Below are 23,922 nucleotides of genomic sequence, written 5' to 3'. Positions count from 1 at the left end.
GGTTAGAGGATATTTATTAGCCCACAGCTAAAGCAGTAGGCTATCGCTAACACCTACTGCCCAACCGCCACTGCCCGGTCGAGGGCGGCACGTTTGACAAGTATATCCATCCGGGCCAGCGAGTGCTGGAACTGCGCCGTTTGCCGGTCGTTCTGGTAGCGCAGAAACTCGATCAGCAACGACTGCCCATTGCGGTATTTGCTGTCGACAACCCGAAATGTCTGGTCGGCGTTGAGCATGCCGCTTTGCGTGGCTGCTAAGCTTTCGGTGGCTGCGTCGAGATCGTAGTAAGCCTGCAAGACCTGCAACTGAATCTGCCGCTGCACCTCGGTTAGCCGTGTCTGAAGGGTTTCGGTCTGGATTTTAGCCTGCTGGATTTTCGAGCGTTTTTCATAGCCTTTGAATAAATCCCACTGCAAACCGAGTTGGGCCACCACATACGCCTGATTCTTAAAGGTGTAGCCGAAACCCTGAAAACCCGCGTTGGCTCCTACATACACGTTCGGCAGTTTGGCATTTGCTTCATTCAGTTTCACTGCTGTTCGGGAGGCTTCCAGGGAACCATTCAGTTGCGCTAACTCCTGCCGACCGCGCAGAGCAGTCTGTTGCAAATCGATCAGGTTCTCTTTCGATTCAGGTAAGATTTTCGTCAGCGATGAGTCCACGTCCACCGATGCCGTCAGGTCGCGGTTGAGCAGGAAATTGATGTAGGCACGGGCTGTTTCGCGATTTTTTTCGGCAACAGCGAGTTGCTGGTCAATCTTACTGACCTCATAGCGCGCCGAGGTGACGACCTCTTTTGTGGCTACGTTATTGCTGACCAATTTCTCATTCAGCCGGGTCAGTTCGCTCAACACCTTGCGGGAGTTCTCAAAGATGCGAATCGCATCGAGGGTTTGCAGGTATTGGTAATAGGCGGTGGCAATGTTGTAGCGGAGTTCGTTTTCGATAACGCGCTTGCGCGCTGCCTGGGCTGACACTAATTGTTTCTGAATGAGGTAGTTGTATTGAACGTCTGTGTTGAAAATAGCGTAGTTAACACTGAATTTAGTGTCGTGAAAATTATTGGGAGCCAGCAACTGGTTCACGTTCTCGATGTTTGTCGGGAACCGGTCGGAGCCGGTAAGCTGGTTGAGCGTTTTGTAGGCCGGATTAAGCAAATCGCCCACGGGGAACTCCAGCCGCCGACCGCCAGCCGCCAGCGAATAGGTTGGGTTGAAAGTAATACGTGGATAGAAGAGCGATTTTGCCTGATTGAGCGACTCCGTTACCCGGCTGATTTCGAGTGATTCCTGCCGAAGGGCGAGGTTGTTGGCTAAGCCCTCCCGAATATAGTTCTCCAGAATAGCTGATTGCCCCGTTGGTACAGGTTGTGCCGTTGTTGCTAAGGGAAACAGGAGAATCCAATAGCGGATATGGTTGCGAATAAAGTTCATAATCATTTATTAGTTAATGAACAGTGTTTAGTGCTTAGTCAAAAAAATTACAGCCCTTTCTTTATGGTATCGACAAACAGGGTGAAGACCTCATCTATGATTGTTTCATGTTGACCCTCACCAAACATGCTCAATCGTCGGCGCAGGAGCAGAGCCGCCAGACCATGAACTGTACTCCAAATCATCAGAGCAGCCCGTTCAGCGTCAGTATGTTTGATATCGCCCGTATCAATGCAGGCCCGAACCACCTGTTGTAAAATACCGAAAGCGTGGTGACCATCCTCCCAAACGTCTTCGCGGCAATCGAGTGTGTCAATGGGGGCCGTCATAATAAACATCAGGTCGTATAGCTCTGGATTATCAAACGCAAACTGCAGATACAGACGCCCCATTTTAATGAGCTTGTCCATCGGTTGCTCTATATGAGCAATAGGGGCAAACTCGTCAATTAATTTTGTGAATGCGGCCTGATGCAGAGCAAAAAAGAGGTCGTTTTTGTCCTTATAATACAGATAGATGGTAGCCGGGCTATACTCGATTTCGTCGGCAATGTTGCGAATGCTAACTTTCTCGAAACCATTTGTTAAAAATAATTTCTGCGCTGCATCCAGAATCAACTTCCGCATTTCTTCCCGTTCCCGTTCCTTCCGCTCGATTATTCCCATTGCTCTATAAATTAATGATGCAAATATAATGAACACTGTTTAGTAAACAAGTACCGTTTACTATATTTTTTACTGTTGAGCAGATGAGGACTTCACCTGCTCAACAGTTCAGGAAAATCAGTCTGGTCCAACGAGTGATTAATCTTTCCGTTACGTTTGTTATCCAATAGCGATATGTTCAGAAAATTCATCATGAAAAAAAACAGGGGCTGGTCATTAGCCGGGTTGCTGGTACTGACACTGGCTCAATCTGTTGACGCCCAGAACGCCGGGCGATATAACCTCGGTGATGCCGTAGCCGATTTTCGGCTGAAGAGTGTAGATGGCCGTCAGGTTTCACTAACTGATTACCGCGCCCAGAAGGGGCTGGTTGTCGCTTTTATGAGCAATCACTGCCCTTTTGCCAAAGCGTATGAAAGCCGTTTGATTGCATTAGACCAAAAATATGCCTCGCAGGGCTATCCAGTATTAGCCATCATGCCCAACGACCCGACGGCCTATGAAGACGATTCATTCGAGAACATGAAAACCCGTGCCCGCGACAAAAGCTATCCGTTTACCTACGTCCTGGACGAAATGCAAACAGTGGCTCGTGCTTTTGGGGCTACCCGCACCCCTGAAGTATATGTGCTGAAGCAAACGGGTGGGCAGTTTATTCTGGAATATGCCGGTACCATTGACGACAATCCACAGAATAACACCGGGGTTCAGCGCCGATACGTTGAGGAAGCAGTTAATAGCCTGCTGGCCGGACGACCTGTGCAGTCGCCGTTTACTAAACCCATTGGTTGCGCTATTAAATGGAAGTAAGCGGTAAAAAAGGAGGAAGGGCGAAGGGAGAAAAGGAGACAGGAAAGCGTTATCGGCTATCCCTTTTCCTTTCCTCTCCTCCCTTCCTCCTTTTTTTCTGGCACACCGTTTGACAAATAGTTACTGTAATCAAACTACACAGAACTATCATGAAAAAGTCCGTATTGATGTTGACTCGGATTAAACACGTTGCCGGTACCCTGATGCTGGTGGCATCGCTGGCCCTGTTACAGGCCTGCGGTTCAGACAACAAGAATGAATCGCGCACGGAGGATGCGCTCGAAAAAACTGGCGACGCGGTTGAGGCCGATGCGAAAGACGCAACCGCTGAAGCCAGAGAGGACATGAACGAAGCTGGGGACAAAGCGGAAGCTAAATCAGACGAAATGGCCGCCGATTTCAAACGCGAACGCGATGAAGCTGTGGCGAATATGAAGGTGCAAAAAGATAAATTAGACGCTAAAATCGATGCATTGCAGGCTGACATGAAGCGTCAGGGCGCAAATGCAAAGGCTAAGTCGAAAGAGCAATTGGCCGAACTTGAAACGGAACGTAAAGAGCTTGGCAACGATATTGACAAGGCACAAAATGCAACGGCGGCTGCCTGGAAAGATGTAAAATCCGGCTTTAAGCAGGCTGGTAAAAGTATTGGGAAGGCTTTTGACAAAGCCGAAGATAAAATTGATCCGGACGGTAAAGATGACCCGAACTGATTAAGTGTGGCGTTAACAAAAAGTGCCGGCCTTCATCGGAATGTCGGCACTTTTTTTGTTAGGTAGCTGTAGAACCTTCTCCTCAAAAGTGAGGAGAGATATACTGCGACTACTTGGATTCCAGCGAGGAAAATTGTTATTTTGCGGGCTAAATTGATTGTTAAAAGCGAGATGTCTGTCATTAATAAGATCAGAGAACGTTCAGGATTAGCCGTGGGTATTATTGCCGTTAGCTTAATTCTGTTCATTGTGGGTGGTGATTTGCTCGGTGGCCGTAGTTTGCTATTCGGCGGAAACCAGCAGAAAGTCGGGGAGATTTCCGGGCAATCCATTGATTACCAGCAGTTCAATGCTAAAGTGGATGAACTCCGGGTGCAGTATGAGCAGCAAACCGGTCGGCCTCCCGCCGATCAGGAGTTGGCGCAAATTCGCGAGCAAGCCTGGAATCAGATGCTGTTCGAGATTGCTTATCAGAAAGAGTTCGACAAACTTGGTCTTAAAGTCTCGCCCGAAGAACTGGTAGACATGGTGCAGGGGAATAACATTAGCCCCTCTGTTCGGCAGGCGTTTACGAACCCCCAAACGGGTGTATTCGATAAAAGCTCAATTATCAGCTACCTCAAAGGGTTGAAGAATCTGCCAGCCCAGCAGCAGGCAGCCTGGACAAGCTTCGAGAAAAATCTTAGCTCTGACCGGTTGCGTGATAAATACGAAGGACTGATGCGGCTGTCGGTGTTTGCCACAACGGCCGAAGCGCAGAAGGAATATCAGGCACAAAACGCGAAAGCCAACGTCAAATTCCTGTTTGTGCCCTACTACACCATCAACGACACGACGGTGAAAGTAACGGACTCGCAGTTGCAGGATTATCTGGACAAGCACAAAGACGAGTATCCGGGCACCGACAGCCGTTCGATTCAGTACGTGACCTTCTCGGTGGCTCCTTCCAAAGAAGACAGCGCCACGCTTTATACTGAAATCAAAACGCTGGCGCGTGGGTTGGGCGCGGCCAAAAACGATTCGACGTTTGCCCAGCAAAACAGCGACGTTCGGGTGCCGCTCTACCTCACAGCCGGTGAAATGCCGGAACAACTTCGGGCATCTATTCCAACGTTCTCACCGGGTGGAATCTACGGACCCTTCCGCGAAGGCAACACGTATTTCATTTATAAATACGGCGGAACAAAGAAAGATACCAGTTTCACGGCCCGCGCCAGCCACATCCTGATTCAAACAAAAGGGTTGGCCGATTCTGCCAAAGCCGACGCCCGTCGCCGGGCCGAGGGTATCCTGAAGCAGATTCAGGGTGGGGCCAGTTTTGAGGCTCTGGCACAGACCAACAGCGACGATGGTTCGCGGTCAGTTGGTGGTGACCTCGGCTATTTCAAGAACAATGGGCAAATGGTAAAGCCGTTTGAAGCGGCCGTGTTCGGTGCTGCCTCGGCGGGCCTGATTCCGCGCCTGATCGAAACGGAATATGGCTATCATATTATCAAGGTAACTCAGCCAAAAACGAATGTTCTGTACCGCATTGCGGCTATTGGTAAATCAATTGCGCCCAGTCAGACTACCCGCGATGAAGCGCTGCGGAAAGCAGATCAGTTTGCTTCGGATGTTCGGACAAAAGAAGCATTCGACGCGAAAGTAAAAGAAGATAAATCATTGGTTGTTGCTACGGCTGAACGGATTGCTGAAGGCGCCAATCAAATTAATGCACTGACGGGTTCCGAAGTTCGGCAAATTGTTCGGTGGGCGTTCGATGACAAAACCGACCTGAATGCCGTATCTGAGCCAATTGAGGTAGGCGATCAGTATGTGATTTCGGTACTGACTAACAAGACCAGCAAAGACAAGGTGGAGGTAAATGACTACCGCACGGAGTTGACGACCAAAGTACGGAACCAGCAGAAGGGCGAACAAATTATCAGCAAACTTGGGAATGCCAGTGGCTCGCTGGAAGTCATGGCGCAGAAGTATGGCGCCGGCGCACTGGTCGAAACGGTTGACGATGTAAACCTGGCAACAGGCTTCCTGCGTAGTGCCGGTGTTGACCCGGTCGCTCTTGGAAAATCGTTTGGGCTGAAACCCGGCAAACGCTCGAAGCCCTTTGCTGGCGAAGGTGGTGTGCTAGTGATGGAGACCGTTGCGTTGACGCCTGCTCCGGCTGTTGCTGATTATGCACTGTATAAAACGCAGCTTCAGCAAAACAACACGTCGCGCGTAGGTTTCTATATTAACGAAGCCATCAAAGAAGCCGCTAAAGTAGAGGACCGCCGGGCTAAGTTTTATTGATAGTGCGTTTTAGGGTTATTTAAAAAAGCCCTCGGCTGCTTATAAGCAGCCGAGGGCTTTTTTGTTAATTTATTTTGTCATTCCGACGAAGGAGGAATCTTAAATTTTCTTGACGTATGAATAAGGATGTTTTAAGAATCCTCCTTCGTCGGAATGACAAAATTATGCTCCAGATAAACGATCATCTTCGCCAATGCCTGCGCCCGATGACTTATCCTATTTTTTTCTTCGATGCTCATTTCGGCAAACGTGCGGTCGTAGCCATCCGGTTGAAAAATAGGGTCGTAGCCAAAGCCGCCTATCCCGCGTGGTTCCAGGATAATTTGACCGTCGATTATGCCCTCAAACTGGTGTTCCACTGCGTGTAATACCAGGGTAAAAACAGTAATAAATCGGGCTTTACGAGTGGGCTTATCGGCCAGATTAACCAATAGTTTCTGAATATTTTTTGCCGCATCCCGGCTGCCTGCATAAAAGGCTGAATCGACACCCGGCTCGCCGTTGAGTGCAGCAACTTCAAGTCCTGAATCGTCGGCAAAGCACGACACGCCAAAGTGCGTCCAGACGTAACCGGCTTTCTGGCGTGAATTACCGGCAATAGTACCCGATGTTTCGGGCAGTTCGTCGGTGCAGCCGATGTCGCGAAGCGTTTTGAGGGTGAAAGCGTTACCAAGCCGGGCCGCAACTTCGGCTAATTTATGTTGGTTGTTGGTCGCAAAGCACAGTTTCATATAAGACAAAAAAAGCCGTTTACAGCGATAACTGCAAACGGCTCGAATGGATATTTAACGTCCAAAAGAAAGGAACCTGAAAAGACCAGGAAGATTCCTGTTGTAAAAAGCTTAGCGGCCCGGCTGTGGCATCCCAGGTTGCCCCATCTGACCGGGTTGCCCTTTCTGAATATCCATCAACTCAATATCGAACAGAAGCACCGAATTGGGTGGAATTGACGGATTGCCGCGTGGTCCGTAGGCCAATGTCGATGGAATAATCAGTGTAGCTTTTTCACCCTTGTGTAATTTACTGACCCCTTCCTCCCAGCCCGGAATCACCATGCCAACGCCAAGTTGAAACTGAGCCGGTTTACCTCCCGCCTGTGGATTCGTGCGTGAACTGTCAAACACTTTGCCATTTAGCAGTTTACCGGTGTAGTGTACAGATACAACATCGCCCCGATTGGGTGCAGGACCGCTCCCCGGCTGCGTTATTACATAATAAACGCCTGACTCGGTCTTCTGTGCTTTACCGGCCATCCCGTTCTTTGCCACGTAGTTTTCGATAACTTTTACGTCAACGCCCTTTTGTTTTTCAAAATCAGCCGCCTGCGTTTTCTTGTACTCTTCTTCTGACTGCACATTCAGAACTTTTACGGCAATGCCAATGTCAGTTCCTTTCAGAACGCCCGGCGGCAGAGGTTGCATGGCCTTCGTAAAGAGCGAGTCGGCACTAACGTAGAAGGTAGCGCTGTCGCCTTTGCCGAGCATGGTTAGCCCTTCCTCGTAGGAACCTTTAAACGGGGGCACCTGTAGCAGCATCTGGAAGGGCGCACCTTCTTTGTGGGTATCGCGCAGAATTGAATCTTTGTTGTTCATCAGCGTAAGGTGCAGCGTCATAATGTCGCCAACTTTACCCTTACGCGCACTTTCTGCTTGCTCGTGAAGTTGATACTTCAGGCCGTTATCCGTTACCTGTACGCGGTTTTTACCGCAGGCCGCTACCACAGCGACGAGTAAAGCGGCTTTCCCGAAATGTTTAAGAGACATGAGAGATTGTTAGTTGATTATACTGTTTCCAGCAACTGTTGCTGGTACTGCGGCAAAATGGTTAATAATTTCTGCTCCGTTTCGGCCAATGAGCGTTTCGACCGGCCGCCAGCGGCATTTCGATGGCCTCCGCCATCGAAGTGTTTACTGGCTAAATCGCGTACCGAAAAGTTACCGACTGAGCGGAAGGAAATCCGGATTTCGTCGTTTCTGTCAATCAAAATGGCTGCCACCACAACGCCTTCCACGGCCAGCGCATAATTGACCATGCCTTCCGTATCGCCGGTTTTTGAGCGATACCGTTTCAACTCCGCATCGGTTAAAGTAATGTAGGCGAACCTGAATTCAGGTAAAACTTTTAGTTTATCGTTCAGTACGTAGCCCAGCAACCGGAATTTATCGAGCGATACGTTGTCGAAAATACGCCGGTGAATGCTGCTCACGTCGATGTTTAGGTCGACTAAATCAGCCGCTATTCGGTGAACATTGCCCGTTGTATTCGAGTGGCGAAATGAGCCCGTATCCGTCATCAGGCCTGAATACAAACACTCGGCAATCGAACCATCAATGAGGTGTTTGTCGCCCATCTCCACAATGAGCCGGAAAACCAGTTCGGCCGTAGCAGCCGCACCAGCGTCCCATAACGCCAAATCGGCAAATGATTCGGGTTCAAGGTGGTGGTCAATCAGTATTTTACGGGCGCGGGACTGCCGCACCATGGGCGCGAGTTCACGGATGCGGTCGAGGCTCGAAAAATCGAGACAAAAGATGACGTCGGCCTGTTCAAACAACTGATTTATGGACACGCGTATTTTCTCGTCGAAGGCAACTACGTCGTCGTTACCCGACATCCAGTGCAGGTTTTGTGGGTAATCGGTTGGTGTAACAACGGTCACTCGGTGTCCTTTTTTGCGAAGGTAGCCCGCCAGCCCCAGCGATGAACCCATTGCATCGGCATCGGGATTCTGGTGAGTCGTAATCAGCACGGTTTGCGCGGAACTACCCGGCCATTGTCCAATAACCGCGCCAATCGCTTCAATGTCTAGCATATGTAAATGGCCGAAGCCATAATCGAAACTCAAAAGTACGAATAATTTCCGAAAGCAGGGATTGCCGCCAACCGGGCGCCTGGGCGAGTCAGATGGTCTGGATGAAGTCGTTGATCGTAGCCTGGCCCTCTAAGCCCACCTTCTTTTTCATGCGATACCGCGCCATTTCAACGCTCGAGCTGTTGATGTTGAGCAACCGGGCAATTTCCTTGTTCGACAAATTTATGCGGGTGTAGGCGCATAGTTTCAGTTCGTTCGGTGTCAAATCGGGGAAGTTCGTTTGTAATTTCTCAAAAAAGCGCGGATGGACCTGCTCGAAGTGGAGTTTAAACCCATCCCAGTCGGCTTCAAAGTGCAGGTTGCTCTGGATAAACTTCTGAATCGCTTTTAGTTTTTGTTTCTGGGGCTTGTCGGGTTCGAGCAGCAACTCATCGACCTGTTCTTTCAGGTCGCCGAGCATTTCGTTTTTCTGATAGGCAAAGAGCGCATTGCTGGCTAATTCGCGGTGCTTAAGGTCAAGTTCTAACTGTAATTTCTCCTGTTGCGCCTGACTGAGTTCACGTTCGGCTCCATGTTGCTGCTCAATCGCCCTTTTTTCCTTGTCGCGAAGTTGATAGCGGTTATACAGTAATCCCAGCACCAGCAGCAGCAAAATTCCGCCCAGCACACCTGCCCATAGCAGGTATTGCTGCAACTGCGTTTTCTGGTTCAGTCCGGCAATCTGCTGGTCTTTGAGTTTGGTTTGGTAGCGCGTTTCAACCTCGGCGATAGCCTGACTTCGCTGTTGGCCAAAGACGGAGTCCTGAGCGGCCTCGAAGGCGGAGAAATGCTGGTTTGCTTTGATGAGGTTGCCCGACGCTGTATAAATTCGAAATAATGTTTTCTCGGTGTTTTTTGTCTGATTCCAGTCATGAACGGCCCGGCAAGCGGCTAACGACCGTAAACCATATTGCTCGGCTCGCTGATGGTCGCCCTGTTGCGAATAGGATATTGCCAGCCTATCTGCTGCATTTGCTATTCCCGTCTGGAAATTCTCCGCTTCCATTAGTTCCAGGCATTGTAAGTCGTAAGGAATGGCTTCGGCGAAACGGTGTTGCCGATGCAACGCCCAGGCAATACCGCTCAGGCTGGCTCCGTAATCGAACCGCTGCAGTGTGGGATCATACAATGACAGACTTTTTTCAAACGAGTTCATCCCTCGTTTAAACTGCTTCAGATAGGTATATACTTCGCCTAAACAATAATACGTGTTGGCGGCACCAAGTTTATCGGCTTGCTGCTGATAAAGTGCTAAAGCGCGGTCATAGAACGCAAGGCTTTTCGCAAATTCTTTTTGGGTAGTATAAACCATCCCGATATTCTCTAATAAATGAGCTAATCGGGGCTTATTCGGTAATTTTTCAGCAATGGGGAGTGCTCTCAGAAAATACGTTAATGCTTCGGGATAATTAGCCTGCCGGCCGTAGCTCACCCCTATCTTTTGCAGGTTTTCAACTTCTCCCCGGCCATAGTTCAATTTGTGGGCCAACGCCAGCCCGACCTGACCATACTGCCGCGCCCGGCTCTGGTCAGTTTTGGCGATTTCCCAGCATAATTTAGCATACGTTAATGTCTTGGCCGTATCCGTCTGCTGGGGTAAAACCGTCAGCAAACTGTCAATCATAGACTGTTTTTGACCATAACTCCATCCGGTAAGTAACACCAAAAAGAAACAGTAGACTGGTCGCATAGAAGAGGGTTCAGAAATAGATTGGGAATTTAGAATAATCTGGTGGTTTCGACAATACTTTACCGGGAAATGACAGCCTTACTTTGGTAACGGAATGGCTCGTAAAAAGCAATGTAATGAAGCCCGCAATCTCCATTATCGGTTTTAGCCGGAAAAACAATAAAAGTGATAATTATTGAATAAGACACTGAAAGTCAGTTTTTTAGATTAAAACTATTTTTACTTGTATAGCATTTGTATAGCTCACTCTTCTGGCTTGTAGGGCTTTTGTATGGGTCAAAAATTTGCTTAGCCCCCTGGCGACCTGCCACCTTTGCATCGTCCAAACCGAACAGCGGGGCAGACGATTTGAGAGGTCTGGTTCTCGTCTAAATCGCCACGAGTCATGTCTATCCTTAACACAGTCAAACAGTTTTTGAGCGGCCAGCGCACGTCGGTCGTTTGGGCTGATTCGCCCGAGTCAACTGGATCTGAAGTGGGGCATTCAAGCCTGCCCGTCATCGAGTGGGAAGCCACGACGGGGCGGCTTCGCCATCCACAACAAGAACGGAAGCTGACCTACCATAACAGTGAGATCAATGGCATCTGCACGGGTAAAATCGGCGAGTTGACCGGCTCCGTAATGATTGGCCTTTTTGAAGACCTGCCTTCCTGGTTGCCTTACCTGCTCATTCGGGTAACTGTTCAGGCGGATGAAGGCGAGTTAACGGCTTCACTCCGCGAGGGCAACGGTGCTATCGTCAGTGTCTCAACTCCGGGCACGTGTGAAGCAACTACCGAATTAATTAACGGTCGTGCCTGGCTGCGGTGCGAGTCAGGACCAACACCGGCCCGGCAAATTCGCTACGAGGTCGTCATCATTTAAATCAATACGTCAATAATTCACTTTTCTCACAATCAAACCAATTCATTCAATGAAAACGCTTCGTAATGCCCTGTTTGCCCTGGTTGCTCTATCCATTTTTGCTTCGTGCAGTAAGAAAGAGGCCGATATTGCCCCCGCTAACGCCGTTCCGCCAGCCGCTGAACTGGCGGGCGACTATGTCGTGACACAGTATCGCTACAACAATGAATCTCCCCAAAACCTGCCTGCTGGTCGGCGCATTCAAATTTCGTTCGGCTACATAGCTGACAGCCAGGCTACTATGCTTTTTAATGAATCGAACAGCGGTCAGTCGGATACGGTAGACGACTACGGCAATTTTGAATTGAAGCGAGTAGGCCGCGCTATTGAGGTGTACAACGGTTCGGAAAAAATCGGTTCCTATGCTAACGGCGTAGTAGAAGTAGGACTTGACCATCCTAAGGGCATACTCCGATTTACGGCCAAACGCAAATAAGCACCACACTATCCATTTTTATCCTATAGACCATCAAAACCAATGAAAACAAATCAGATTCTCTGTGCAATCCTTGTTGCTTTGTTCTTTACTTTTTCGCTGGCTGCCTGTAAAAAAGAGCGTGATGTTGTACCCAATACCAGTATAGTGTTCTGGACAAAACGGTCAGACATCAACGCGTTAAAACCGAACTGCTACGTGGACGGCCAACTCGTTGGCACCTTAACTAAAGCCAGCACAGTAGCGCCAGCATGTGGTGAACCGGGTTCGCTCACGACTCAGGTAACGCCCGGTACGCACAAGTTTGAATTTAAAACAGCTACGGGCCAGTCGTTCAATGCAGAAGTCGATGTTTTGGAGGGTCAATGCCGGACTATTGAACTGAACTAATAAAGTACGAAACACAATCCAGCCCCTATCGCCCGATTTAGTGAGTGATAGGGGTTGTCTTAATGAGCTTTCTGGGGGATTCCGTTCGTCGCTACCATAAAAGTCCTTACCTTTGCGGCCAAATAAAATTTGGATATAACCAGCAGGAATGGCAACGAACCGTACATTCACCATGATTAAGCCCGATGCCGTAGAGGCCGGGCACACAGGAGCAATTATTAAACTAATTGAAGGAGCGGGTTTCCGCATTGTAGCCATCCGAAAAACGCAACTGACGGGCGAACGAGCGGGCGAATTCTACGCTGTTCACCGCGAACGCCCTTTTTATAATGACCTGCGGGCCTATATGTCATCGGGGGCCATCGTTCCGATGATTCTGGAAAAAGAAAATGCGGTAGCTGATTTTCGTAAACTAATCGGTGCTACCAATCCGGCCCAGGCCGAAGAAGGAACCATCCGGAAACTATACGCTAAGTCGCTGGAAGCTAACGCCATTCATGGGTCCGATTCGGATGAAAATGCCCAGATAGAAGGCAGTTTCTTCTTTGCGGGTATGGAGCAGTACTAAACAGTCGCTGGTGGGCTCAGTCAATAAGGGTAAGCCTCAACTACTCACAACGATTGACTGACCACCAGCGACTCGTTCATAGTATTTACAAAATTCCCGCAGCGCACAAATCTCACATTTGGGCGAACGCGCTACGCAGACGTAGCGTCCATGCAGAATGAGCCAGTGATGGGCTTTGTGAACAGAGTGGGTTGGAATATGTGCCATCAGGGCTTTCTCAACCGCCAATGGCGTAGTGGCTGTTAATGGAGCCAGCCCCAGCCGATGCGAAACGCGGAAAACATGCGTATCAACGGCCATTGTCGGCTCGTTGTACACGACTGATAAAATCACATGGGCTGTTTTACGGCCTACACCCGGCAACGTTTGCAACTCATCGACTGTTGCCGGTATCTCTCCGTCAAATTTCTCCATAAGTGTTTTAGCCATCCCCACTAAGTGTTTGGCTTTGTTATTGGGATAGGACACACTTCGGATATACACGAATACGTCGTCAACCGACGCAGCCGCCAGTGACTGGGCTTCCGGGAAGCGTGCGAACAGGGCGGGCGAAATCTGATTAATGCGCTTGTCAGTACACTGCGCTGATAAAATTACGGCAACCAGCAATTCATAGGGATTGCTAAAATTAAGTTCCGTTTGAGGTTCGGGATAATGCTGCGTGAAGTAGTCTAAAAAACGGCGGAAGCGTTCTTTTTTGAGCATAGTGGTCATGTAGCGCGGGTGAGAATTCGTATAGCCATATGCTACACGGGTTCTCACCCGCGCTACAGGAAATAACAAACTCATCTGTCCGCTACGAATGTCGTAGACGAACAGGTGGGTTTGCCGGATAATTTTTTGAATAATTCAGAATAGCCTGAACCGTATCAGGGCGGGGCTGGCGTTCTATTTTGTTCATCAAAGCCCGTAATTCGAGAGCTTCGAGGAAGAACGTCATTAATTCCGGTTCAGACATAAGAGCGTCCTCAATGAGCAGGTTTTCCTCGGGGGAGGTCTCCTCATAGACATACCGGACTACATCATCTTGGGTAAATGTTTTTATCATAACTCGGCGAACGTTTGCTCAGTTGTTTGCGCAGATTAATCAGCGCATAACGCATACGTCCCAAAGCCGTGTTGATACTGACGCCGGTCGCATCGGCAATCTCTTGGAAACTCATTTCCTCGTAGTGCCGCATAATAAGCACCTGACGCTGTTGTTCCGGCAATCGCTGAATCAATTCGCGCAAATGCTCGTGTGTCTCCTGCCGAATCTGGAGCGATTCGACTGAATCCTCCGCAAATTCAAGCGTATTGAACACACTGCTTCCGTCCTCAAACACCACACTGGGGTAGCGTTTATCCTTTCGGAAATAGTCAATTGCCAAGTTGTGAGCAATTCGGATGATCCAGGGTAGAAATTTTCCCTCCTCGTTGTATTTACCCGACTTGATGGTGTCCACGGCTTTGATGAACGTGTCCTGCATCAGGTCTTCCGCTATGTACTGATCTTTTACGATAAGATAGATAGTGGTGTAAATTTTCGATTTGTGCCGTTGCACTAATTTAGCAAAGGCTTTTTCATTACCACGGATATACAGGGAAATCAACTCACTGTCGTTTACCTGGGCTTTTTCCATTTTCAGTAAGACAATTAGGTAACGTAGAGTTGTGTTCCGATAGTGTGCGTGGTTTTATGTTTTTTAGGAGATTTATTGAAAACAGCCTTAAAAGTAAGAAACTTTTCGGCTTAAATCCAAATAAATCCTGCAAAAAATCTGCCAAATGGTCTTTTTCCTCTAAAAATTTCTATTTTTAACAAGGAAAAATACTGAAATTTCTATTTTTACCAAACATAGCTTATTCATAGAAATTATTGTACTTACGTTTGATAGCGGTGTATAGATTCTAATTGAGCCGCATCCGTTTAATTATAAGTCAAATTTTTTAATCAGCCGCCGGTAGCTCTTTCTGTAGTAGCCTGTTAATCGTTGCTAACGTTCTTTCTGTTGACTTAACCAGTGCCCACGACCGGGTAGGCTGATAGTCATAATGTTATAGTTACCCTAATGCCTTGATTTACTGCATTAAATAAGTAGTTTAGTGCCTCATATCGACTTTGTAAAAGGTTAGCAGATACCTATGAGGGCGGTTTGGCTTGGCATCCTGATACTCGGCTGGTGGAATACCAGCCTGGGGCAATCGTGTCCTAAACTGCCGGAATTGAACTTCGACCGGCGGAGCAATGCCGCTTATATGGATAGCCTGCTCTCTTTAGGCCGCCTTCACCGCCAAATAGCCAATCGGTTGCCAAAGAGTCGCCGGAACGACACCCTGCGTTTGGAAGGGCTTCGGTTTATGGCCCTTGTGTTTAAGCAAATGCGTGGGCAGCAGCGCGACAGTAGTTATTTGTACGCCAGGCAGTTAGAAGAAAAGGCACGGCTCTTTCGCAACACGTTATATGAAGTGCGCGGTATGATGTTTCAGGAGCATTATCTGCGAACGATAAAGGGCAATTATCCGCAGGCATTAAGCATCAATCAAAAGGCGTTGCTCTTGTGCGCTAAACTACCGCGGGAAAGCTCTCCCCGCTGGCAGGTTCAGATGAACATGGGCGATATTTATGTACTTCTGAAAGAGTACGACAACGCACTGACGAGTTATCAACTCTCACAAACGCTCCTCGGTTATAATACGCTGCTAACCCCCAAAAACCGAACACTCCTGGCCAGTCAGGTCATTACGCAAATAGGCGAGGTGTACGAAATCCAGGGACAGTATGAACTGGCTCGTCAACACTACGAAACCAGCCGAAAAATTGCGCTCGATACGCGCTCACAGGTTAATCTGGCCTACGCTGACGAGCGGCTGGGTGATTTTTTTATTAGTCGGCATCAACCTGAGCAGGCTATCCGGGTTTTTGAAGAAGGGTTGTCCGTCTGGACTCAGCTTCAGGACCGGCCAGGCCAGGCCGCCGTTTGGGCAAGGCTTTCCGAATGTTATACGCTAACCAACCAACCTTTACTGGCCATAGAATTTGGCGAAAAAGCCGTGGCCGTGGCACGCGAAGCGGGGTATAACCGCATCCGGCAGATGGCGACTCAATCGCTTTACCGGGCTTATCGGCTGGCCAATCAGCCGACTCAGGCTTTGGCTATGTATGAAGAATACAGTATGCTGCGTGATAGCCTGACAACCCTTAGGCGAGTCGAAGAGTTGTCGGCGGTTAAGAAAAAATATGATATTAACCAGGTCAGGGTGGCGGCCGAAAAAGAGCGGTTTATTCAGCAGCAGCAATTAATTAATGTGCGTCGGCAGGCCGAACTTGACCGGCTGCGGGCCGAATCGGAGCGTGACCAGTTGGCGGGCGAAACCCGGTTGAACCAACTCCGACAACGAATTGAAACTGAGCGCCTTCGGGCCGAATCTCAGAAAACCCGCTTAGAGCAGCGAGCGCATATTGACCGGCTTAGTCATGACATTGAGCAGGCAAGCCTGATGCGGATCATTCTGGTTGGGGGCCTGGCCATGCTGCTTGGGTTTGTGGCGGTTTATTACCGGAAAAATCGGTTAATTAATCGTCAGAAGCGGGAAATTGAAGCCCTCAATCATGACCTGGAAGATAAAGTACTGGCCCGAACCATTGAGTTAAAGCTCGCTAACGATCAGCTACGGGCTAAAAACCGGGAGATTGAAGAAGCGCTCCTGCGCGGACAAACCCTCGAACGAAAGCGCATGGCCGCTGATTTACACGATAGTCTGGGTGGGTTGCTGGCGGCTATAAAAGCCAGCTTGTCGGCCCTGAATCCCGCAAAAATGGCTGAACGGGAGCAGGAAATTTATCATAATCTGCTGAATATGAGTAAAGAAGCGTTCGCAGAAATACGCTATTTATCTCACAATTTGCAGCCCGATGAACTGGAAAAGCAAGGCTTGTCGGAAGCGTTGACACGCTTGATCAACAAACTCAACCTTACCCAGAACATTACCTTCCGATTAGACAATGCAGTACTGCCCCGCCTGGGCAAAACAACTGAGTTTAATCTGTATTCAATTTGTATTGAACTCTGTAGCAACATTATCCGGCATTCAGAAGCCACGGAGGCTGATATTCTGTTTCGGCGGTTCAACAACGAACTGAATATGATTGTGAAAGATAATGGCTGCGGCATGAACCCGGCTGACGCAACGGGCATGGGCCTGCATAACATTCAGGCACGGATGGATTTGATTCGGGGGCGCTATGAAATTCATTCCGACCCCAGCCAGGGGACAACTTTTATTTTCATCCTGCCCGTATCGCCGGATTTAGCAACGGCCTGATTCAGGGCAATCGCCCTTCGACCAGAAATGAGTTTTTGTCGAAATAAGGTAATTTCTGGAAGCCCGATAGTTTATAATGCCGCACACGCCATTGCCCGCTTGCCTGGTCTGGCCTGGCTAATCCGCTCTCTAACAGCAGATGCCGCTCGGATGAATACAGTGGATTATTTGTTTGCAGAACGGCTTCAATCCGGCGCGGTCGATGCGTTACCGAATCGACGTTCACCATCAGCGACCGAACCGTCAGTCGTTCTTCCGAATTTTTTAGCGTGTATTGAAATGTCAGCGAATCAGGCCGTGAAATTTGATAGCTGCTGCGGAGAGCGGGCTTGTTAATGTCGGCCTGCATGAACAATTCCAGTTCCCGGTTCCAGTTGATGTCGCGGGTGTTCTGCTGATTGTGGCTGTTGTTCAGGGAAACAATCTTAGTTACAGGCGGTTTCTGAACGGAGAGGCTGGCAATTTGCTGCTTCACAAATCCTGACACATCGTAATAAACGTTCGGCTGATTTTGCTGGTTGGGATCATTACAACCGTTGATTACCAGCGAGATAAACACAAGAAGGGGATAAGCGAAGCGCATAAATCGGGACAAAACGACCTCAAATGAAAAGGGCCTTACGAAACCACCAACACGAATTTTTACAAATCGGTTTAGGTAATCAATTTCTGAACCAAATTTGCACTCACAATGCTTTCTTCATAATGGTTTCAGGTTTTACGGTACAAGGCCCAGGTTTATCGAAGAAGCCAACAGGAACTTAAGACGTGAAACCTAAAACCCGAAACTCAAGAACAACTGTTTCATGGAATACGATGTGATTTTCATTGGTTCAGGGCCGGGCGGCTATACCGGAGCCATCCGTTGTGCTCAACTCGGACTGAAAACGGCCATTATTGAAAAATACCCAACCCTGGGCGGCACCTGTCTCAACGTCGGCTGCATTCCATCGAAAGCGCTGCTCGACTCCTCGGAGCATTTTTACAATGCGGCTCACACCTTTGCCGAGCATGGGATAAAACTGGACCATTTGCAGGTAGACCTGGCGCAGATGCTTGCCCGAAAGGCCAGCGTTGTTGACCAGACTACCAAGGGAATTACCTTCCTGATGAAGAAAAACAAAATTGACGAACTGCACGGTGTGGGTTCGTTTGTTGACCCACATACCATCAAAATCACTAAAGACGATGGCTCGGAGCAGATCATCAACGGCAAGAATATTGTGATTGCGACCGGCTCGAAACCGTCGTCGTTTCCATCGATGCCGATTGATAAGAAGCGGGTCATCACGTCGACCGAAGCCCTGAACCTGCCCGAAATACCAAAACACCTGATTGTGATTGGCGCGGGCGTTATTGGGGCCGAATTAGGGTCAGTATATGCCCGGCTTGGTGCGAAAGTTTCGTTTGTGGAGTTTTTCGACTCGATGATTCCAACAATGGACAAAACGATGGGTAAGGAACTTCAGAAGGCCATGAAGAAACTTGGCACTGAGTTTTATTTCAGTCATAAAGTTACCAATGTTGAGAATAAAGGCGAAGAAGTCGTGGTCAGCATCGACACACCCAAAGGGGATAAGATCACGCTTACCGGCGACTATTGCTTAGTATCGGTTGGTCGGCGGCCTTACACCGATGGCCTTAACCTCGAAGCGGCTGGCCTGCAAACCGACAGCAAAGGCAAGATTGAGGTAGACAACTACTTACGCACCAGCGTTCCGCACATCTACGCGCTGGGCGATGTGATTCGCGGGGCGATGCTGGCCCACAAAGCTGAAGAAGAAGGGACGTTTATTGCCGAAACCATTGTTGGTCAGAAACCCCACATTCATTACCGGCTGATTCCCGGCGTGGTGTATACCTGGCCCGAAGTGGCTGCAGTGGGCTATACCGAAGAAGAAGTAAAGCAGGAAGGAATTCCGTATAAGGTTGGCTCCTTTCCCTTCAAGGCACTTGGCCGGGCGCGGGCAAGTATGGACATTGATGGGTTGGTGAAGGTATTGGCTCATAAAGAGACCGATGAGATACTGGGCGTTCACATCATTGGCGCCCGTGCTGCCGACATCATTGCCGAAGCCGTTATGGCCATGGAATTCCGGGCCTCGGCAGAAGATGTCTCCCGCATGTCGCACGCACACCCGACTTACACCGAAGCCTTCAAAGAAGCCTGCTTAGCCGCCACAGACAACCGGGCGATTAATATGTAATTTCCCTGAAAAGAATCAAAAAACGCCCGTCTGCTGTAGAGTGGACGGGCGTTTTCAGTGATTGAGTTAGTCAACTTTCAGGGGTGGCCCAACTACCTGCATCTCATGGTCGGCAAAATGTTTGACCATTTCTTCTTTGGTCGGTTCGCTCTGCAAGCCCGCCATTGTCAGAAAAAACTCCTCGAGCTTTCCGGCCGGTTGAACAATCACCGTCATTCGCCCCCTGTCGCTTACCTGCGTCCAGGCGTGGGCAACTTTTCGGGGCAGAAAAATACTGTCTCCGGCTTTAAGCTGGTACTTATCATCACCAACCTGAAACAGGTATTCACCTTCCTGAACATGAAAAATTTCGTCCTGATGAGGATGGATGTGCAGGGGCGTTCCACGTTTGGGTGACAGCGAGGTTTGTTCAAATATGGCCAAATCGCCATTGGTGTCTTTACCCGACACTTTGACGTCCTGAATGTTTGAATTGACCCCCTTCAGTTGAATATGACCATGATAGCGCCCTTCACCGGCTTTGATTTTAAACCCTTTGGGCGATCGTTCCGTTTTGGGCTGAAACGGAGCCGTTGCCGCGAAGGGCGTAGCCAATAAGGTTGTCTGGATAAATGTACGACGCTTCATGAATAGACAGATCTAATTAGTGAACGTGTCTAAGATACAACCAGACATGCCGAAAGCGGAGAAAGGTTTTAGTAAGCGGAAAAATACGTTTATGTTTCCTCAAATGGGGAGATACACCGTAAACGTCGCTCCCTGATCGGGCTGGCTTTGGGCAATTACGTAACCCTGATGGTTTTCGACCACTTTCTTAACAATAGCCAGGCCAATACCCGTTCCGGGATACTGGCTTCGCCCATGCAGCCGTTGAAACGTGCCAAAGATGCGCTCGGCCTGATGGGCATCAAACCCAATGCCGTTGTCGCTTACCCGGATGGCACAGAAAAACTGATGGGTGTTCAGTGGCTGATACTGTCTCGGTAATTCGGCCCGGCTCACCGTTTGGCGGCTAATGTGAATGACGGGCGGCACGTTCGCCCTGGCAAACTTAAGCGCGTTCGTGATCAGGTTCTGAAACACCTGGGCTAATTGCAACTCTTCGCCGGGTACGGTTCCTAAGTCGCCGATTTCCAGGGTAGCTTGTTTCTCCTGAATGAGTGTATCCAGTAAACTCAGCACATCGCCAGCAATTTTGTTTAATGATTGCTCAACAAAGGCTTCGATGGGAACTGTCAGGCGGGAATAGGCCAACAAATCCCGGATAAGTACCGACATCCGCAGGGCGGCTCCTTCCATTCGTTCAAGCCAGTTTGTGCCTTCTTCGCCCAGGGTGGCGGCATAACGCATTTTCAACAGGCTGCCAAACTGTTGAATCTTACGCAGTGGCTCCTGCAGGTCGTGGCTGGCTATGTAGGCAAACTGCTGTAGGTTGGCATTCGACAGGTGGAGCGCGTTATTACTGATTTCCAGCGCGTTGTTCGATTTTTTCAATTGTTCGTTGTTCGACCGCATTCGCTTCTGGGCTTCTTTCTGTGCGGTTAGATCGGTAAGGATCACGCTGAGCGAAGTGCCTTCCTCCAACGCCATTGTTGTTACTGAAAACAGACAGGGAACGCTATGGCCCGTACTGCTGGTAAGGGCAAGTTCCACCTTTCGTTTCTCGTTCCATCCGCTTTTGAACATAGTCTGGTAAAGTGCCTGGCAATCCTGGGTTATAAAGTGGTCGAAGGGTAAGCCAATCACCTGCGACGAGGGTCGTTCGACCATTGAGGCAAACATGGAATTGCAGTACACGATGAGTCCGTCCTCGCTCAGGGTCACGGCCCCCTCGTTCATGGTTTCGATAAAAACCCGAAAGGTTTGATCCGCCGTTTTCAGCGTGTAGAGTTCATGCCCTTCTTTCCCCTCAACAATGAGCGCGTCGATCTGGCCGGTGCGGATGGCCTGAATGGTTTCGGTAGCCTCCTCCAATTGCCAGCGTAAGCGTTCGTTTTCGGCCAGAAGTTCCTCGTAGGTTTTTAGCCCGTTCATTCCTGTTGATAAGAAAGCCCTAATCCTTTAAGTACCTTTTCTGTATCCGACATGTCGCCAATGAGCCGTCGTTCGGGCAGGGGCTGGCGTTTGATGAGCAGGGGCAGCGCAATAATTTGCTCCTGTTCGGCAACGTCCTTCTGCTGATAGACATCAATGACCTCTAACGAGTACTTGCCAGCTAAGTAGGTTTCACAGAGGTGTTTCAGATTGGTGATGGCCCGCACTGAATTGACCGAAGCCCCGGTAACAAACAGATGCAACTGATACGGCTGACCGTCGTCTGGATGGTTCGCTTCGGTTTGATGTGGTTCCATTCGCCTATTTTTTCGCTGGCCGAATGTTCAGCCCCACCAATACCTTTTCTTCGTTCGATAAGTCGCCGATAATCTTCCGAATCGGTTCGGGCACTTTTTTAACTAACGTCGGCACGGCCAGAATCTGGTCGCCTTCAGCCAATTGCGGATGCACCAATAAATCAATCACTTCAATGACATATTTATTTTTCAAATACTGCTCACAATACTTTTTCAGATTAATCAGCGCCAGATTTGACTTCGGCGTATTACCGGCCACATAGAGCCGCAATTCCCAGGGTGATTCTGTTTCTTTCATTGATTGACTGACTGTTATTCAATCTTCTTTATGCCGGTTGCGGATTAGCTGCTCACGGTTTTTTTCCATAATATCTTTTCGCAATTCATCTTCGATATAGCTTTTGTTGAGTTCTTCCTGTAGGGATTCAAACTCTTCTTTCAGGCCCGCAATTTTTGACTCCAGCACTAAGCGTTTCCGTTCGATTTCGCGGTCTTTGCGGCTCATGGCATGATCGCGCAGGGCAACCCCGGTCACCTCCTGCAATTGCTGAGCCTGCCGGGCCGAACCTGTCAGTACTCCATCGGGGCTTAGGAATACATCCACCAGATCCAGCCCCTGGCTTGTAATCACAAATTCGCGCACCTGGTTGGAGTGCTTCATACCGCGCGACTTCATCAGGTACAAACCCCGGTTGCGTTCGCCGTTCGATTCGATATCCCGAACCAGCAGCCACGCATCAACTAAAGAAGCCACACCTTCATCGGCCTGTTCCGTAACGACCGTATTCCGGGTAAGGGCCGTAAACATTACGGTTATCTGTTCGGCCTGTAAAAAATCAATCAGCCGAATCAGCATGGATTTCACATCGCTCATCGTCCCCACTGTCACTAAATTCGTGATGGGGTCCAGAACAATCACACGGGGCTTCAACTCCCTGACCAGTTTATGAATAGCCACTAAGTGCATTTCCAGGCCGTTCAGCGTAGGCCGGGAGGCATGAACCGTCAGCAAGCCTGCATCGACGTGCTTCTGAAGGTCAAAGCCAATGGATCGCATGTTGCGGATAATTTGCTGGGGCGACTCTTCGAAGGCCAAAAACAGGGCACGCTCATTGTGCAAACAGGTCTCGTGGATAAAACTGGCGGCAATGCTGGTTTTGCCGGTGCCAGCCGTCCCGGATACGAGGATGCTGCTTCCCCTGAAAAAACCTTTCCCATCCAGCATTTTATCCAATGCCGGAATGCCAGACGGTATCCGCTGGTCTGAAATGTCATGATCTAACGTCAGGGAGGTAACGGGCAGAACAGAAATGCCGTCCTCATCGATCAGAAATGGGTATTCATTGGTGCCGTGCATCGAACCCCGGTATTTGACAATCCGCAGCAGCCGGGTCGAAATCTGGTTATCGACGCGGTGGTCCAGCAGAATAACGCAGTCCGAAACGTATTCTTCCAGACCATGCCGCGTCAGCGTACCGGCTCCCCGTTCGCCGGTAATGATAGCAGTCACTTTTTTTTCTTTGAGCCATTCAAAAAGCCGCCGTAACTCGGCCCGCAGAATAGCCTCATTGTTCAGGTTGGCGAATAGATTTTCTATGGTATCCAGCACAACCCGCTTTGCGCCCAGGCTATCGATGGCATAGCCCAGCCGGATAAATAGCCCATTCAGATCATAGTCGCCGGTTTCCTCGATTTCACTGCGTTCAATACGGATATGATCGACTTTAATCAGCCTGTCCTGCTGAAGTTGCTGGAGGTCGAACCCTAAGGAAGCTACGTTGAGGGCTAATTCGTCGACTTTCTCCTCAAAAGCTATAAAAACGCCGGGTTCGCCAAACTCAAGTGCCCCCCGCACTAAAAACTCCATGGAGAACAGCGTTTTTCCGCAGCCTGCGCCCCCACAAACAAGTGTTGGCCGGCCTTTGGGGAGCCCTCCACCCGTTATTTCATCCAGCCCAACGATGCCGGTTGGCGATTTGGATAATGCATGCACAGCCTCATTACGGTCTTTGGGTGGTTCAGGGTTCATTTATCATCAAAATTTAATCAGCTACTAACCCGACATCTACAACTTCTAAAAGTACAGAATAGTTGGTTTTTTTTGTATAAAGGCCCTGAAACTCCTGGTCACATGAATACCCGGCCTGCACCAGCAGCCGGTGGAGGAAACCGTCATAGTTAGCTGGTATCGACCTGTAGCGTTCAGAAAGTGATTTCGACAACCAACTACTGCCCCATCAGTCGTTAATGGAATTGAGAGCGTTCATCAAAATCGCTGCCGAGCGGGTTGCATGGGTGATTGTG

Annotated in this window: 24 protein-coding genes; 9 read left to right on the top strand and 15 right to left on the bottom strand. The window is 49.3% G+C overall.

Annotated features, from left to right (window positions below):
- Positions 1–53: 53 nt before the first annotated feature.
- A complete protein-coding gene (locus ACYVI1_RS30810; protein ID WP_460915445.1) occupies positions 54–1,436 on the bottom strand; it encodes a TolC family protein in 1,383 nt (460 codons plus the stop codon).
- Positions 1,437–1,483: 47 nt separating this feature from the next.
- Complete coding sequence (locus ACYVI1_RS30805) at positions 1,484–2,101, bottom strand: TetR/AcrR family transcriptional regulator (RefSeq protein ID WP_460915444.1); 618 nt, start codon at positions 2,099–2,101, stop codon at positions 1,484–1,486.
- A gap of 192 nt (positions 2,102–2,293) precedes the next feature.
- On the opposite strand from ACYVI1_RS30805, the gene ACYVI1_RS30800 reads away from it, so the two are divergent.
- The 3 genes from ACYVI1_RS30800 to ACYVI1_RS30790 all read left to right on the top strand — a co-directional run bounded on the left by ACYVI1_RS30800 (position 2,294) and on the right by ACYVI1_RS30790 (position 5,916).
- Positions 2,294–2,911 (top strand): thioredoxin family protein, encoded by a 618-nt coding sequence (locus tag ACYVI1_RS30800; protein ID WP_460915443.1) that lies wholly within the window; start codon positions 2,294–2,296, stop codon positions 2,909–2,911.
- A 149-nt stretch (positions 2,912–3,060) separates the two neighbouring features.
- On the top strand, positions 3,061–3,624 hold the full coding sequence (locus tag ACYVI1_RS30795; protein ID WP_460915442.1) for a sll1863 family stress response protein: 564 nt from the start codon (positions 3,061–3,063) through the stop codon (positions 3,622–3,624).
- A gap of 171 nt (positions 3,625–3,795) precedes the next feature.
- On the top strand, positions 3,796–5,916 hold the full coding sequence (locus ACYVI1_RS30790) for a peptidylprolyl isomerase (RefSeq protein WP_460915441.1): 2,121 nt from the start codon (positions 3,796–3,798) through the stop codon (positions 5,914–5,916).
- Between the two features lie 131 nt (positions 5,917–6,047).
- Here the strand turns inward: ACYVI1_RS30790 and rdgB are convergent, their stop codons facing one another.
- The 4 genes from rdgB to ACYVI1_RS30770 all read right to left on the bottom strand — a co-directional run bounded on the left by rdgB (position 6,048) and on the right by ACYVI1_RS30770 (position 10,391).
- Positions 6,048–6,647, bottom strand: a complete 600-nt coding sequence (gene rdgB, locus ACYVI1_RS30785; protein WP_460915440.1) for an RdgB/HAM1 family non-canonical purine NTP pyrophosphatase — start codon at positions 6,645–6,647, stop codon at positions 6,048–6,050.
- 111 nt (positions 6,648–6,758) lie between these two features.
- Positions 6,759–7,679 (bottom strand): FKBP-type peptidyl-prolyl cis-trans isomerase, encoded by a 921-nt coding sequence (locus ACYVI1_RS30780; RefSeq protein ID WP_460915439.1) that lies wholly within the window; start codon positions 7,677–7,679, stop codon positions 6,759–6,761.
- A 17-nt stretch (positions 7,680–7,696) separates the two neighbouring features.
- The gene (locus tag ACYVI1_RS30775; protein ID WP_460915438.1) at positions 7,697–8,728 is read right to left on the bottom strand and encodes a DHH family phosphoesterase; all 1,032 of its coding nucleotides are present in this window, start codon (positions 8,726–8,728) and stop codon (positions 7,697–7,699) included.
- A gap of 88 nt (positions 8,729–8,816) precedes the next feature.
- Complete coding sequence (locus ACYVI1_RS30770) at positions 8,817–10,391, bottom strand: tetratricopeptide repeat protein (RefSeq protein WP_460915437.1); 1,575 nt, start codon at positions 10,389–10,391, stop codon at positions 8,817–8,819.
- 451 nt (positions 10,392–10,842) lie between these two features.
- Here ACYVI1_RS30770 and ACYVI1_RS30765 point away from each other — a divergent pair, with 451 nt between their 5' ends.
- The 4 genes from ACYVI1_RS30765 to ACYVI1_RS30750 all read left to right on the top strand — a co-directional run bounded on the left by ACYVI1_RS30765 (position 10,843) and on the right by ACYVI1_RS30750 (position 12,755).
- Positions 10,843–11,322 (top strand): hypothetical protein, encoded by a 480-nt coding sequence (locus ACYVI1_RS30765; RefSeq protein ID WP_460915436.1) that lies wholly within the window; start codon positions 10,843–10,845, stop codon positions 11,320–11,322.
- A gap of 49 nt (positions 11,323–11,371) precedes the next feature.
- A complete protein-coding gene (locus ACYVI1_RS30760; RefSeq protein ID WP_460915435.1) occupies positions 11,372–11,797 on the top strand; it encodes a hypothetical protein in 426 nt (141 codons plus the stop codon).
- Positions 11,798–11,839: 42 nt separating this feature from the next.
- On the top strand, positions 11,840–12,187 hold the full coding sequence (locus ACYVI1_RS30755) for a hypothetical protein (RefSeq protein ID WP_460915434.1): 348 nt from the start codon (positions 11,840–11,842) through the stop codon (positions 12,185–12,187).
- Positions 12,188–12,335: 148 nt separating this feature from the next.
- A complete protein-coding gene (locus ACYVI1_RS30750; protein ID WP_460915433.1) occupies positions 12,336–12,755 on the top strand; it encodes a nucleoside-diphosphate kinase in 420 nt (139 codons plus the stop codon).
- Positions 12,756–12,791: 36 nt separating this feature from the next.
- Here ACYVI1_RS30750 and nth read toward each other — a convergent pair whose 3' ends face one another.
- From nth to ACYVI1_RS30735, 3 genes are all read right to left on the bottom strand, one after another.
- The gene (nth, locus tag ACYVI1_RS30745; protein ID WP_460915681.1) at positions 12,792–13,460 is read right to left on the bottom strand and encodes an endonuclease III; all 669 of its coding nucleotides are present in this window, start codon (positions 13,458–13,460) and stop codon (positions 12,792–12,794) included.
- A 91-nt stretch (positions 13,461–13,551) separates the two neighbouring features.
- Positions 13,552–13,803 (bottom strand): hypothetical protein, encoded by a 252-nt coding sequence (locus ACYVI1_RS30740; protein WP_460915432.1) that lies wholly within the window; start codon positions 13,801–13,803, stop codon positions 13,552–13,554.
- A complete protein-coding gene (locus tag ACYVI1_RS30735; RefSeq protein WP_012930482.1) occupies positions 13,778–14,377 on the bottom strand; it encodes an RNA polymerase sigma factor in 600 nt (199 codons plus the stop codon). The genes ACYVI1_RS30740 and ACYVI1_RS30735 overlap by 26 nt, the downstream gene beginning before the upstream one ends.
- Before the next feature lie 502 nt (positions 14,378–14,879).
- Here ACYVI1_RS30735 and ACYVI1_RS30730 point away from each other — a divergent pair.
- Positions 14,880–17,060, top strand: coding sequence for a tetratricopeptide repeat protein (locus ACYVI1_RS30730; protein ID WP_460915431.1), 2,181 nt, complete (start codon positions 14,880–14,882; stop codon positions 17,058–17,060).
- 1 nt (position 17,061) lies between these two features.
- Here the strand turns inward: ACYVI1_RS30730 and ACYVI1_RS30725 are convergent, their stop codons facing one another.
- Complete coding sequence (locus tag ACYVI1_RS30725) at positions 17,062–17,643, bottom strand: hypothetical protein (RefSeq protein ID WP_460915429.1); 582 nt, start codon at positions 17,641–17,643, stop codon at positions 17,062–17,064.
- A 223-nt stretch (positions 17,644–17,866) separates the two neighbouring features.
- Here ACYVI1_RS30725 and lpdA point away from each other — a divergent pair, with 223 nt between their 5' ends.
- Positions 17,867–19,267: a dihydrolipoyl dehydrogenase gene (gene lpdA / locus ACYVI1_RS30720; protein WP_460915428.1), complete on the top strand. Its 1,401-nt coding sequence runs from the start codon at positions 17,867–17,869 to the stop codon at positions 19,265–19,267.
- Positions 19,268–19,333: 66 nt separating this feature from the next.
- Here the strand turns inward: lpdA and ACYVI1_RS30715 are convergent, their stop codons facing one another.
- The 5 genes from ACYVI1_RS30715 to kaiC all read right to left on the bottom strand — a co-directional run bounded on the left by ACYVI1_RS30715 (position 19,334) and on the right by kaiC (position 23,647).
- Positions 19,334–19,894 carry a cupin domain-containing protein gene (locus tag ACYVI1_RS30715; RefSeq protein WP_460915427.1) on the bottom strand — a complete coding sequence of 187 codons (561 nt, stop codon included), beginning with the start codon at positions 19,892–19,894 and terminating at the stop codon, positions 19,334–19,336.
- Positions 19,895–19,993: 99 nt separating this feature from the next.
- Positions 19,994–21,301, bottom strand: coding sequence for a sensor histidine kinase (locus tag ACYVI1_RS30710; RefSeq protein WP_460915425.1), 1,308 nt, complete (start codon positions 21,299–21,301; stop codon positions 19,994–19,996).
- Positions 21,298–21,618 (bottom strand): circadian clock KaiB family protein, encoded by a 321-nt coding sequence (locus ACYVI1_RS30705; RefSeq protein WP_460915424.1) that lies wholly within the window; start codon positions 21,616–21,618, stop codon positions 21,298–21,300. Before ACYVI1_RS30705 ends, ACYVI1_RS30710 begins: the two co-directional genes overlap by 4 nt.
- A gap of 4 nt (positions 21,619–21,622) precedes the next feature.
- On the bottom strand, positions 21,623–21,916 hold the full coding sequence (locus ACYVI1_RS30700) for a circadian clock KaiB family protein (protein ID WP_460915423.1): 294 nt from the start codon (positions 21,914–21,916) through the stop codon (positions 21,623–21,625).
- 18 nt (positions 21,917–21,934) lie between these two features.
- The gene (gene kaiC / locus ACYVI1_RS30695) at positions 21,935–23,647 is read right to left on the bottom strand and encodes a circadian clock protein KaiC (RefSeq protein WP_460915422.1); all 1,713 of its coding nucleotides are present in this window, start codon (positions 23,645–23,647) and stop codon (positions 21,935–21,937) included.
- Positions 23,648–23,922 lie beyond the last annotated feature (275 nt).

The sequence above is a fragment of the Spirosoma areae genome (genome assembly GCF_054781775.1).
This window is presented reverse-complemented; position numbering and strand designations above follow the sequence as displayed.

Excerpts from the sequence above, each read along its gene's own strand:
- ACYVI1_RS30725 (WP_460915429.1), bottom strand. The coding sequence starts at position 17,643 with ATGCGCTTCGCTTATCCCCTTCTTGTGTTTATCTCGCTGGTAATCAAC.
- ACYVI1_RS30775 (WP_460915438.1), bottom strand. The coding sequence starts at position 8,728 with ATGCTAGACATTGAAGCGATTGGCGCGGTTATTGGACAATGGCCGGGT.
- lpdA (WP_460915428.1), top strand. The coding sequence starts at position 17,867 with ATGGAATACGATGTGATTTTCATTGGTTCAGGGCCGGGCGGCTATACC.
- ACYVI1_RS30790 (WP_460915441.1), top strand. The coding sequence starts at position 3,796 with ATGTCTGTCATTAATAAGATCAGAGAACGTTCAGGATTAGCCGTGGGT.
- ACYVI1_RS30780 (WP_460915439.1), bottom strand. The coding sequence starts at position 7,679 with ATGTCTCTTAAACATTTCGGGAAAGCCGCTTTACTCGTCGCTGTGGTA.
- ACYVI1_RS30730 (WP_460915431.1), top strand. The coding sequence starts at position 14,880 with ATGAGGGCGGTTTGGCTTGGCATCCTGATACTCGGCTGGTGGAATACC.
- ACYVI1_RS30760 (WP_460915435.1), top strand. The coding sequence starts at position 11,372 with ATGAAAACGCTTCGTAATGCCCTGTTTGCCCTGGTTGCTCTATCCATT.
- kaiC (WP_460915422.1), bottom strand. The coding sequence starts at position 23,647 with ATGAACCCTGAACCACCCAAAGACCGTAATGAGGCTGTGCATGCATTA.
- ACYVI1_RS30810 (WP_460915445.1), bottom strand. The coding sequence starts at position 1,436 with ATGAACTTTATTCGCAACCATATCCGCTATTGGATTCTCCTGTTTCCC.
- ACYVI1_RS30770 (WP_460915437.1), bottom strand. The coding sequence starts at position 10,391 with ATGATTGACAGTTTGCTGACGGTTTTACCCCAGCAGACGGATACGGCC.
- ACYVI1_RS30710 (WP_460915425.1), bottom strand. The coding sequence starts at position 21,301 with ATGAACGGGCTAAAAACCTACGAGGAACTTCTGGCCGAAAACGAACGC.
- rdgB (WP_460915440.1), bottom strand. The coding sequence starts at position 6,647 with ATGAAACTGTGCTTTGCGACCAACAACCAACATAAATTAGCCGAAGTT.
- ACYVI1_RS30765 (WP_460915436.1), top strand. The coding sequence starts at position 10,843 with ATGTCTATCCTTAACACAGTCAAACAGTTTTTGAGCGGCCAGCGCACG.
- ACYVI1_RS30715 (WP_460915427.1), bottom strand. The coding sequence starts at position 19,894 with ATGAAGCGTCGTACATTTATCCAGACAACCTTATTGGCTACGCCCTTC.
- ACYVI1_RS30740 (WP_460915432.1), bottom strand. The coding sequence starts at position 13,803 with ATGATAAAAACATTTACCCAAGATGATGTAGTCCGGTATGTCTATGAG.
- ACYVI1_RS30795 (WP_460915442.1), top strand. The coding sequence starts at position 3,061 with ATGAAAAAGTCCGTATTGATGTTGACTCGGATTAAACACGTTGCCGGT.
- ACYVI1_RS30750 (WP_460915433.1), top strand. The coding sequence starts at position 12,336 with ATGGCAACGAACCGTACATTCACCATGATTAAGCCCGATGCCGTAGAG.
- ACYVI1_RS30755 (WP_460915434.1), top strand. The coding sequence starts at position 11,840 with ATGAAAACAAATCAGATTCTCTGTGCAATCCTTGTTGCTTTGTTCTTT.
- ACYVI1_RS30735 (WP_012930482.1), bottom strand. The coding sequence starts at position 14,377 with ATGGAAAAAGCCCAGGTAAACGACAGTGAGTTGATTTCCCTGTATATC.
- ACYVI1_RS30805 (WP_460915444.1), bottom strand. The coding sequence starts at position 2,101 with ATGGGAATAATCGAGCGGAAGGAACGGGAACGGGAAGAAATGCGGAAG.
- ACYVI1_RS30800 (WP_460915443.1), top strand. The coding sequence starts at position 2,294 with ATGAAAAAAAACAGGGGCTGGTCATTAGCCGGGTTGCTGGTACTGACA.
- nth (WP_460915681.1), bottom strand. The coding sequence starts at position 13,460 with ATGCTCAAAAAAGAACGCTTCCGCCGTTTTTTAGACTACTTCACGCAG.
- ACYVI1_RS30705 (WP_460915424.1), bottom strand. The coding sequence starts at position 21,618 with ATGGAACCACATCAAACCGAAGCGAACCATCCAGACGACGGTCAGCCG.
- ACYVI1_RS30700 (WP_460915423.1), bottom strand. The coding sequence starts at position 21,916 with ATGAAAGAAACAGAATCACCCTGGGAATTGCGGCTCTATGTGGCCGGT.